At 34.2% G+C, this 9,356-nt stretch carries 9 protein-coding genes and 1 pseudogene; 6 read left to right on the top strand and 4 right to left on the bottom strand.

Translation table 11 applies throughout. From position 1 onward, the window contains the following. Nucleotides 1–384 (top strand): annotated as a pseudogene (locus tag FTV43_RS13905) (hypothetical protein); the annotation flags it as partial. Nucleotides 385–841: 457 nt separating this feature from the next. Here FTV43_RS13905 and nadS read toward each other — a convergent pair. Together nadS and FTV43_RS13895 are read right to left on the bottom strand one after the other, a co-directional pair. Beyond that, complete coding sequence (nadS, locus tag FTV43_RS13900; protein ID WP_004896911.1) at nucleotides 842–1,114, bottom strand: NadS family protein; 273 nt, start codon at nucleotides 1,112–1,114, stop codon at nucleotides 842–844. Beyond that, nucleotides 1,107–1,427, bottom strand: a complete 321-nt coding sequence (locus FTV43_RS13895; RefSeq protein ID WP_000897309.1) for a type II toxin-antitoxin system RelE/ParE family toxin — start codon at nucleotides 1,425–1,427, stop codon at nucleotides 1,107–1,109. The genes nadS and FTV43_RS13895 overlap by 8 nt, the downstream gene beginning before the upstream one ends. A gap of 221 nt (nucleotides 1,428–1,648) precedes the next feature. Between FTV43_RS13895 and FTV43_RS13890 the strand changes: the two genes are divergently transcribed. Together FTV43_RS13890 and FTV43_RS13885 are read left to right on the top strand one after the other, a co-directional pair. Beyond that, nucleotides 1,649–2,893 (top strand): type II toxin-antitoxin system RelB/DinJ family antitoxin, encoded by a 1,245-nt coding sequence (locus FTV43_RS13890; RefSeq protein WP_179991749.1) that lies wholly within the window; start codon nucleotides 1,649–1,651, stop codon nucleotides 2,891–2,893. After that, the gene (locus FTV43_RS13885) at nucleotides 2,893–3,729 is read left to right on the top strand and encodes a DNA adenine methylase (RefSeq protein ID WP_179995740.1); all 837 of its coding nucleotides are present in this window, start codon (nucleotides 2,893–2,895) and stop codon (nucleotides 3,727–3,729) included. The genes FTV43_RS13890 and FTV43_RS13885 overlap by 1 nt, the downstream gene beginning before the upstream one ends. Here the strand turns inward: FTV43_RS13885 and FTV43_RS13880 are convergent. After that, nucleotides 3,726–5,000 (bottom strand): phospholipase D family protein, encoded by a 1,275-nt coding sequence (locus FTV43_RS13880; RefSeq protein ID WP_179995739.1) that lies wholly within the window; start codon nucleotides 4,998–5,000, stop codon nucleotides 3,726–3,728. The genes FTV43_RS13885 and FTV43_RS13880 overlap by 4 nt on opposite strands. A 525-nt stretch (nucleotides 5,001–5,525) precedes the next feature. Beyond that, complete coding sequence (locus FTV43_RS13875) at nucleotides 5,526–6,533, bottom strand: replication initiation protein (RefSeq protein ID WP_179995738.1); 1,008 nt, start codon at nucleotides 6,531–6,533, stop codon at nucleotides 5,526–5,528. Between the two features lie 331 nt (nucleotides 6,534–6,864). Between FTV43_RS13875 and FTV43_RS13870 the strand changes: the two genes are divergently transcribed. From FTV43_RS13870 to FTV43_RS13860, 3 genes are all read left to right on the top strand, one after another. Next, on the top strand, nucleotides 6,865–7,506 hold the full coding sequence (locus tag FTV43_RS13870; protein ID WP_179991622.1) for an AAA family ATPase: 642 nt from the start codon (nucleotides 6,865–6,867) through the stop codon (nucleotides 7,504–7,506). Then, nucleotides 7,506–7,802: a hypothetical protein gene (locus FTV43_RS13865; protein ID WP_179995737.1), complete on the top strand. Its 297-nt coding sequence runs from the start codon at nucleotides 7,506–7,508 to the stop codon at nucleotides 7,800–7,802. Before FTV43_RS13870 ends, FTV43_RS13865 begins: the two co-directional genes overlap by 1 nt. 293 nt (nucleotides 7,803–8,095) lie before the next feature. After that, the gene (locus FTV43_RS13860) at nucleotides 8,096–9,073 is read left to right on the top strand and encodes a hypothetical protein (protein WP_179995736.1); all 978 of its coding nucleotides are present in this window, start codon (nucleotides 8,096–8,098) and stop codon (nucleotides 9,071–9,073) included. Nucleotides 9,074–9,356 lie beyond the last annotated feature (283 nt).

Here is a 9,356-nt window from a genome sequence, read left to right as displayed (position 1 = left end):
AGTTATAGTGACAGCGGAGCTCAACTTTATAAAGTTGAAAGGTTCGATGAGGAGCAAGCCTACACAATCATGGCTGTTGAACCGATGAACATCACGGTATGGATGTTTAATCCCAATGTTGAAGCCATTTCAGCGGATCTACAACTTCTCTATGCTGATTTAAGAGACTACGGTACGTTTAATCATCAATCTGAGTGGATTAATTACTACATCAACCGGATTGCTCCTATTTATCAAAAGCAAAGCCAAGTCGATTCACTGATGAGTCAAAGCTTTGATTTCTTTTTTCAGACGAAGGATGAATATGTGTTTGGCCATATTCCCAACACCCAAAAGACAGCACTAGAATTCAAAGAAATTTCATCGAATATTAAGTCTATTTAACATAATGGTGATTATACGAAGTACACTTGTATATTAATATAATTATCAATTACTTAAAATTTTAGTCATGACTAAGAAATCAGCAAAAAGTCGCTTTTGTAATAAGTTGGTGAGTTTTTAAGCGAATATGTAACATTTTGCCATTAAAATTGATTAAAAAACGATCAATTTAGCAGTCAGCGCCCATTTCATACGGATCTAGGTTCCAAAACTATCCCCAATTGCTGTGGATAAAATTTAGGCTATTTTGTACGCCTGGGCTTACGTGAATTCCGGCCCTTTGCGGCTATTCAGAATACTGGAACTTTCTTATGATGGGGACATAGAGAGCAGGAAGCTCCATACAAGAATAACAAGAGATAAGCATAAGGACTGCAAGGTACGACAGGAGTTATACCAAGCGAACCAATATGAAAAACCCCGGCAGGATGCCGGGGTTTTTTATTATCTAAAATTTTTAAATTAGAGTTGGATGAGCATCCAGAATACGAATTAGAGTCGCTGCAGGACCAGTCGGATAGCGACGGCCTTGTTCCCAGTTTTGTAGGGTTCTGGCACTAATATGCAAACGTGCAGCAAACTCTGCCTGGGTTAAGCCTGTCTTCTCACGTACTTCCTTAATATCTGGCAATTCAAGCTCAGTTACCCGGCTTGCTTTCATTTCATTGCGTTTGATGGCACCAGCTTCTTTGATTGAAGCAACCAGGTCATCAAATAAGTTGTTATCCATGAAATTGCTCCTTCACTAATTGACGCAAAATAGAGGTCTCTTTGTCTGTCAGGTTATCTTTCACAGACTTTGGATAAGCCACCAGGAAAAAGATCTGATCATCCTCTGTGACCCAATAATAGATCACCCGGATACCGCCACTTTTACCTTTATTGCCTTGAGCACAGCGTACTTTACGAATTCCACCGCCATTCTTGATTAAGTCGCCCTTATCAGGCTGTACCAAGAGATCTTGCTGGAGCTGACGATACTCTTCATCACTCACAAGCTCTTTAATTTGCTTGGTAAAAATACTGGTTTCAATGAATAACATAGGTTGAAGTACGTCAATGGCGTATAAGAAGTTTAGCAGTTCTAGAATGAAAAAACGAGAGCAGTAGGCTCTCGTTTCGCATAATCCGTATTATGTTAATTGTAGGAAAACTCAATAATAAGATTGGTGTTTTAATAATCATCCTAGTATTACCAATGCTTCTATATAGAGATTACAGCACTAAATTGTGCTACATTGTATTTCTCTATTGGAGCCCAAAGATGTCCATCAAACCAACCACTACAATCCGTATTGATCTAGATGTTAAAAAAAGTGCTAGCAAAATATTTGATGAAATTGGTATTAGCATGTCCACAGCGATTAATACATTTCTTAAAACTGTTGTTCGTGAGGGAAAGATGCCATTTGATATAAATATCGAGCGTCCAATAGTTCAATTGAAATCTGGAAATGCCACTCTTAATAATGCATTTATTGTTAAAAAAGATGAATTTTACACTCAATATGAAGATGTTTTTGTGGAAATGATGAACCATAGAAGGCATTTCAAGGGAAAAACTATACTTTGTAATTGTGATGATCCATTTGAATCAGCTTTCTTTAGATTCTTTATACTTCATTTCGATGACTTAGAATTAGCGGGTCTAATATCCACTTGCTATTCAGAATCTAGTTTAGCAGGCCAAGAATATCCTCTAAATGGGGGAACTAGTGCCTATAAAGCAGTAGTAAAAGAGGTACCTAACCATAGTTTAGAAAGACCTGATGGTTCTTTAGACTTAGAATCTTTATTTGCTATACCGAGTAACTCTCTTGTACATTTAAATGGTAATGGTGATTTTCGTTCAAAAGAATGTGAAACTCTATTACAAGAAGCAGATATTGTAGTCACTAATCCTCCCTTCAGTCTTTTCCGTGAATATATTAGTTTGCTAATGCAGCATAAAAAAAAGTTTATTATTCTTGGAAATATGAATGCATCAACATGCAAGGAAATATTCCCACTCTTTCGTGATAATAAAATTTGGTATGGTGATTCTATAAGATCAGGAGATCGTAAGTTTTATGTTCCTGATGACTATCCATTAAATGCAAGTAATTGTGGGATAGATGATACAGGGCGCCGCTTTATTAGAGTCAAAGGTGTTCGTTGGTTTACTAATTTAGATACCACTAGACGTCATGAAAATTTAGTTTTAACTAAAGCATATAATTCAAATGATTATCCAAAATATGAAAATTATGATGCCATTGAGGTTAACCGCACTCAAAATATTCCAGTAGATTATGATGGCTTAATGGGTGTACCTATTACATTCCTTGATAAATATAATCCAGATCAATTTGAAATTGTAATGCTTGCTAATGGTAATGCACGTTCCAATGTACCTTCTGATGTTCTTTCACAAGTAAAATACTTACAACACTCTGAGGATAGAGGAGGGGTCGGTATAATCAATGGTCAAAGAGTTTATGCAAGAATTCTAATTCAAAGGAAATGTTGATGAGCTCAATATTACGAGTGCCTTGTTCATATCAAGGTGGTAAACAACGTGTAGCATCTCAAATAGTTGATGTAATTCTAAACTCTTCTACTGACTCCAATACTCAATTCTATGATTTATGTTGTGGTTCAGGTGCAATTTCTATTGAATTAGTTAATCGAGGTATAGATCCAACACGTATCTCTATGCTTGATATTAGTTCTTGGGGGGCTTTTTGGTCAGCTATAGGATCTAATACTTTTAATATGGATGTTTTTGATCAATTTTTAGCAGAGTTACCTAGTAGTCAAAAAGATTTTAAAGAGCATTTATCTACTCTTTCTAAACTACCAATAGATAAACATGAAGTGGAACTTTATCCAATCCTTCAAGCTTGTTCCTTTGGTGGAAAACAAATCTATCGTAAGGAAAAAAATTGGGCAAATGCTTGTTTTAGAGACTATTGGGAACCAACTGAAACAAGTATTCGTCGTAGTCCTGCAAATGCTATGCAACCATCTCCGAATGAATTAAGACGGAGAATAAATACTATTGTAAACAAAATGAGTGGAGTAACTTGTTTCAATATGGATATTATGGAATTACTCAGTATTCCATTTCCTACAAACTCGATTGTTTATGTTGATCCACCATATCAACATACAACAGGATACGCATACAGTTTTGATTTAAACTTTTTCGTTAAGCGATTTCGAGAAATAAATAATGTTCCTTTATTTATTTCTGAAGGAATTCCATTAAGTGAAGATACAATTATGCTTAACTTTGGTGGTGCAAATGGTGGCATTAGCGGAGCTAGAAAAAATAAGCACCAAGAATGGTTAAGCCGTTTTTAAAATAATCCAAATTGCTTAGCATTTTTTGAAGAACCATTCCTACCTAAGATTCGTGAAGATAATTTAAAATTAGCCATTTCTGATTCTGAATATACAGATAAAGAGTAGTAATCTTCACGAATCTTAGTAAAGGTTATTATTTTTTCGACTAAGTAATATCCTTCTTCTTTTGCTCTAAAAGCATCTGTAATTTTTATATTATTAGAGCTTACTCCTTTAATCTGAAGGCGCCACGTACCATTTGCATTATCTCCTGTAGGGAAGAGTATCTCATTGCCAATATAATCAACCCCATCAAACTCTAATGTAATTAGTTTACGTTTATGACTACTTAAAGGATCTACTCCAAAAAAATACACTGTACCTAGCATCAACTTAGAATCATTAAATTCAAAAATAGTTCCTTTCGGATCTCCTCTTTCAACTAAAGATTTCATTGATAAATCTAAAATATTTCTTGATCCACCAGTCATTCGCTTCGTTTCAAACCAAATTGTCTGGATACCAGGTGAGACTGTACCTGTACTAGTAGGTGAGACTGTACCTGTACTGGCAGGTGAGACTGTACCTGTACTAGTAGGTGAGACTGTACCTGTACTAGTAGGTGAGACTGTACCTGTACTAGTAGGTTCTTTCTGTGACTTAACTATTGTTTTTAGTTTAACTTTTGGAATATTTGGAGAGCTAGGACTCCATACTATATGATTTCTAACAGGAACAAAAATTTTCTTACTTTCATCCTCTAGAAAACCATTATTTAGTAAATTATCTAACTGATGCTTACTTTTTAAATGAATACAATCAGCCTTTATGATATTTAAATTCATCATTATTGTTTGTATTAAATCCCAATTAGAATGATTTATATACAATAAAATATTGGCTTCAATATTGGTTTCAAATCCTCCAGAAGTTAGGTTGGAGCTTCCAACACTCAATACTCCTTCCTTTGAAGCTTCTTCATAGAAACAAAAAACTTTAGGATGAAAAATCTGTTGGGGAGTACCAGTATTAACCAAATAAATATCTTGATGTACATTCTTATCTAGAAGATATTCTAAAGCTTGCTTAGACGTTACTCCATTATTTATTCCTATGAAAAATATTATTTTTTTATTGTTTAGAACATTATTACAAATGATATCAGCACCATTTTTTCGCGCAAAAGCAACACTAATGATACCTTCATTATAATTAAAAGAGGCTGTAGCTAATTCATTAACAAAATCAGCGCCATCAAGACGTTGAAAAAAGATTTTTGGTGAAGGCATTTGATTCCATCAATTTTGCTATACTCCTTTTTTAAGTTTAACCCAAATATTAACGAGTAAATTAATGCTTTGCTAAAATTTATCTAATTTAAAAAGATTTTATGTTTTTTCAGCCTTATCCATTTAACATAAAGTTTCTTATACGAAATTTGGTTCAAAAAAAATGCCACTTTAAAGAGGCATTTATCAATTCAGACTATAAATTTTTTTCTCAATTCATCAAAACTTTGACCATAGATGAAATCAAAATCTCTGATCCTAAGATGCCTAAATTTTTCTTCATATTGAACAGAATATAGGGTTACATAAGGATCATCACTAAGATGTACCTCAGTACAATAAGCAAGATCTTGTCTTCCATTATAACTATAGAAGACAAAACTTTCGTATAATTCAAACAAAGCATTCTTAGAAATGAAACTATGATCTGCTTTTAACTGAAAGTTTGAAGTAGAAGAATATATAGGTAACAAAAAAAACTCCCAAAAGCGCTAATATCTGATTTAGGCTCACTTGGACACTTAACTAAGAAAACAAACCAAAAGTAGTTTCCAAAGCGCTAATATCTGATTTAGGCTCACTTGGACACTTTATCCAAGTAGCCACAACTGATTTAGATACACAGAGTTCACTTGCAATTTTTCTACAGCTCAAACCTTGTGAATGTAGATCCCTTGCCTGCCTCCTCAGCTCATCATATTTTGCAGATCTTACTTTTCCACCTTTAATGCCACCCAATCGCCCCTTATATTTTTGGCGATCAATGAACTCCTGATAACAATATGGGTCTTTTTTCCAACAATAGCGCGCAATAGACTTAGCAATGCCTTTCACCTCTCCATAGGTCATAGGTTGAATCAAACCCTGATTTAGCTTCACGCAATGCTGAATTACACTCTCAAGCCAAACAGAATATGTGCTCCCTCTATACTTCCGTATTTCTTTATATGCCCAATGACGAGCTGTATGGAATACAAAACAATTACGTCCTAAACCTATCGCTTCATCTTGTTTAATTTCTCTTTTAGCATCATTCCAAGTTAAGTCTAAGTTTCTTGCTAGCTCATTTAAGGTATAAGGTTTTTCCCGTAAACACGTAGTTTTCCAAAAACTAGACATAGGATTTTTAGCTACTAGATGTGTATATGCGGGATCTGCTTTGAACAACTCTCCAAGTTTATGTCGAATGGCATTTGCATAGAGAATTGGTCTTTGACGACTAGCATCAGTGGTATAAATCGGTGTTTTTAACTGGAATAAAATATGAGAACGACCATTGTAAGGATTAGCAATTACTAAGTTTGGTAATGGTACTCCTACTAGTCCATATAATATTTCTGATAATGAAGCCTCATAATCCAAATCAAATACTAGATAATGTAAATAATAAGGACTGTTTGGCTGTATATATCTGTATTTTATAGAAATTTCTTTAGGCATGATCATCAGACCATAATCCAAATTATCTGCACAGTAAGGCTTTTTAGGTAATCTGTCTTGAAATTGATCAAGCAGAAAAGATAATTGTTGCATTTGCTTATCTTCACTATTTGCAAATGCACAATGACCATGTATTATTAATACAGTTCATGTGCAAGCATGTTCTAAGAATTCAAGCCCTGTAACTTCTCTTCCGCCAAGATTTGAAAGTTACGGGGCTTTTTCATATCTGTAGTTTATACAATATATCTATTTTGTTTTTCAATTCAATCAAAAAGTATATATAAGATAAAACTTTTTTTATAAACTTACGTAAGTTACATAAGTTATTTAAGTTACGTAAAAAGTTAACTATGTGAATACATTGATCTTCTCTATTATTAGAATATACTTAAGTTAAATAAGTTACGTAAGTTAAATAAAAATGATCATATTAGTTGGTGGTGAAAAAGGTGGATCTGGCAAAAGTTGTTTAGCCCAAAATCTAGCAGTTTATTTACAAGCAAATAATCGAGATATCTTATTACTCGATGCAGATCCACAAGGTACGACAACTGACTGGATCAAAGAACGAGATGAAAATTCAGCTGTAAAAAGCATTCCATCAGTACAAGCTTCAGGGAACATTCGACAAATCCTAATGGATTTATCGAAGCGATACCAAGACATCATTATTGATGCTGGTGGACAGGATTCTGAAGCCTTACGTTCGGCAATGACTGTTTCCACTCATATGCTTTTGCCTTTCCGTCCTAAAAGACGAGATCTCAAAACATTAGTACATGTCGAAAAATTAATACGTCTTGCAAAAGCTGTTAATCCTGAACTCTATACGAGAGCAGTCATTACTCAATGTCCTACTTTACCGAGTCAAGTTCAACGCATCTTAGATGCTAAAGAAGCATGTGAATCGTTTGATCTCATCCCATTAAATAATTTTACGTGTAATCGAAATATATATGACGATGCTGATGAAAATGGATTATCCGTTTTTGAAATGTCATCTGATGAAAAAGCCAAGCAAGAAATTGAACAAATCGCTAAAGAGTTTTTAGGAGACCTCTAATGGCTTTAAAAGGTTTAAAAAGAGAAGATCAAACTTCTAAAAATGAAAAATTAGTGAATGATTTTATTTCTGGCGCATCAAAAAATGTTCAGGAACTAACCCCATCAAATGCTAAATTTCAAAGATATACATTTTCGTTAACAGAAGATGTAAGTGAGCAAATTAATGATCTGAAGGTTAAATGTCGTGTTGCTAAAGCAAATCGGTCTATCATTCTTAAAGCTGCTGTTAGTCAGCTCAATACTTTATCGGATGAAGATTTACATAATTTGATTAAGAAAGAGTTAGGCTACTAATTTTGAGCCACCTTCAGGGTGGCTTTTCTATTTTCAGCTAGCACTAGATTCCTTATAAAACGTATTAAAATTCTATAAATAAAAAAATCAATCACTTGTAAAAAGTTATGCAATTTTTGGAAGTATTTACATAAAAATTACTGTTTTATATTTTTAAATCATATATTTATTTTAAGAAATACCCTGAAAAAATCTAAATTTTTTTAGTGGCATCCTGTAAGGTGCGTATGGTGTGTCTTAAAAAAATCGGTTGAAAACCGATTTTAGAGCGTCAACAAAATTAAGGCTTTCAAGTGATCAAAAATAAACCTTCGTTCAATAAGAAAAAGTGGCTGAGAAATCATCTAGACGATGTTTTACGCCTAAAAAAAGATGGTTTGACCTATCAATCCATCATCCAAGTGCTCAAAAAAGACTTAAATATGCCCTTTGACTTGGAAGAATCACTGTTAAGTCGTTATCTCAAAGAGTTTGCAGAAGATGAATCAACCACTTTAAAGACCAAAACAGCCTTAACAAACAAAGTTGAACGGCAGATAGACCGGCTTACTCGTCAAAATAATGAAATACAAAACCTGAAACGTCGTTTAGACCGTATGGCCGAACGTGAAATGCAGATGCAGATTCAAAATACGGAATTAAAAGAACGTAATCAGGTTTTAGAAAACAAGTTCTTAGATGGCGATGCACGTATAGAAGACCTTTTACGCTACAAAGGATTGCACAATTCAAAGTGGAAGATTGCAGAACTAGAGCAGAAAAACGATGAGCTATTCCAAACAGTTTTGATGCTTGAAAGACATACTGAACGATTAGCAAAGCCTCATGAACAGGCTGATGAAAAAATTAGACAGCTTGAGAATGAACTTTCACAGATCAAAGGGAAATATGAACAACTAGAGCAAAATCAGCGACTATCCAATCAAGAACTTAAACAACTTGAACTGACGATTAACACCTTAAAAAACGAAAAACAGGCTCTAGAAAAACAACTTGCCGAAAAAGAAACGCCCATTATTCACCAAGACCAAGAAAAAATTGATCAACTCACACAGGAACGGCAGAAATTCCTCCAAGAAAGAAATCAACTACACATGCTATCTAAGCGTCTAAAAAGCGATTTAAGCAATTCTGAACATCAACTGAGGGAAGTATCGAACCTACTGCATGAAAGCCAAAATAACGCCAAAAAGAAGGATTTATGGCGTGTTTTGGCTCTGAGTTTTGGTTGCTTGGCTGTTATCTTCTTATTGATGTGTATTTTCCTCTAAGACCGTATTTTGTTTGGGCCATTATTTCAGTCCAAGAGGGCTGAAATTGGCTCAAATAAAATGCGGTCATTATGTTTTTTGGCTAAACAAAGCCGTGGAACATTGTTTATTTATTAATCGTGGAACATGAAAAATTGCCAAAACAGCCTAAGAGTGACTGCTTAGGCTGTTTCTACATGAATAAGACATTGTTTAAAAAGGGATTTTAAGAGGCGTTTCGTATAACGTGTATTATGTTAATTTTAGAAATAATTAATTACTACACATATTGCCAAAGATCAGG

The organism is Acinetobacter sp. YH16053 (assembly GCF_013417035.1).
Classification (GTDB): Bacteria; Pseudomonadota; Gammaproteobacteria; order Pseudomonadales; family Moraxellaceae; genus Acinetobacter; species Acinetobacter towneri.
This window is presented reverse-complemented; position numbering and strand designations above follow the sequence as displayed.

Bases quoted from the DNA above. Each gene is read 5' to 3' on its own strand.
- nadS (WP_004896911.1), bottom strand. From the start codon at position 1,114: ATGGATAACAACTTATTTGATGACCTGGTTGCTTCAATCAAAGAAGCT.
- FTV43_RS13895 (WP_000897309.1), bottom strand. From the start codon at position 1,427: ATGTTATTCATTGAAACCAGTATTTTTACCAAGCAAATTAAAGAGCTT.
- FTV43_RS13890 (WP_179991749.1), top strand. From the start codon at position 1,649: ATGTCCATCAAACCAACCACTACAATCCGTATTGATCTAGATGTTAAA.
- FTV43_RS13885 (WP_179995740.1), top strand. From the start codon at position 2,893: ATGAGCTCAATATTACGAGTGCCTTGTTCATATCAAGGTGGTAAACAA.
- FTV43_RS13880 (WP_179995739.1), bottom strand. From the start codon at position 5,000: ATGCCTTCACCAAAAATCTTTTTTCAACGTCTTGATGGCGCTGATTTT.
- FTV43_RS13875 (WP_179995738.1), bottom strand. From the start codon at position 6,533: ATGCAACAATTATCTTTTCTGCTTGATCAATTTCAAGACAGATTACCT.
- FTV43_RS13870 (WP_179991622.1), top strand. From the start codon at position 6,865: ATGATCATATTAGTTGGTGGTGAAAAAGGTGGATCTGGCAAAAGTTGT.
- FTV43_RS13865 (WP_179995737.1), top strand. From the start codon at position 7,506: ATGGCTTTAAAAGGTTTAAAAAGAGAAGATCAAACTTCTAAAAATGAA.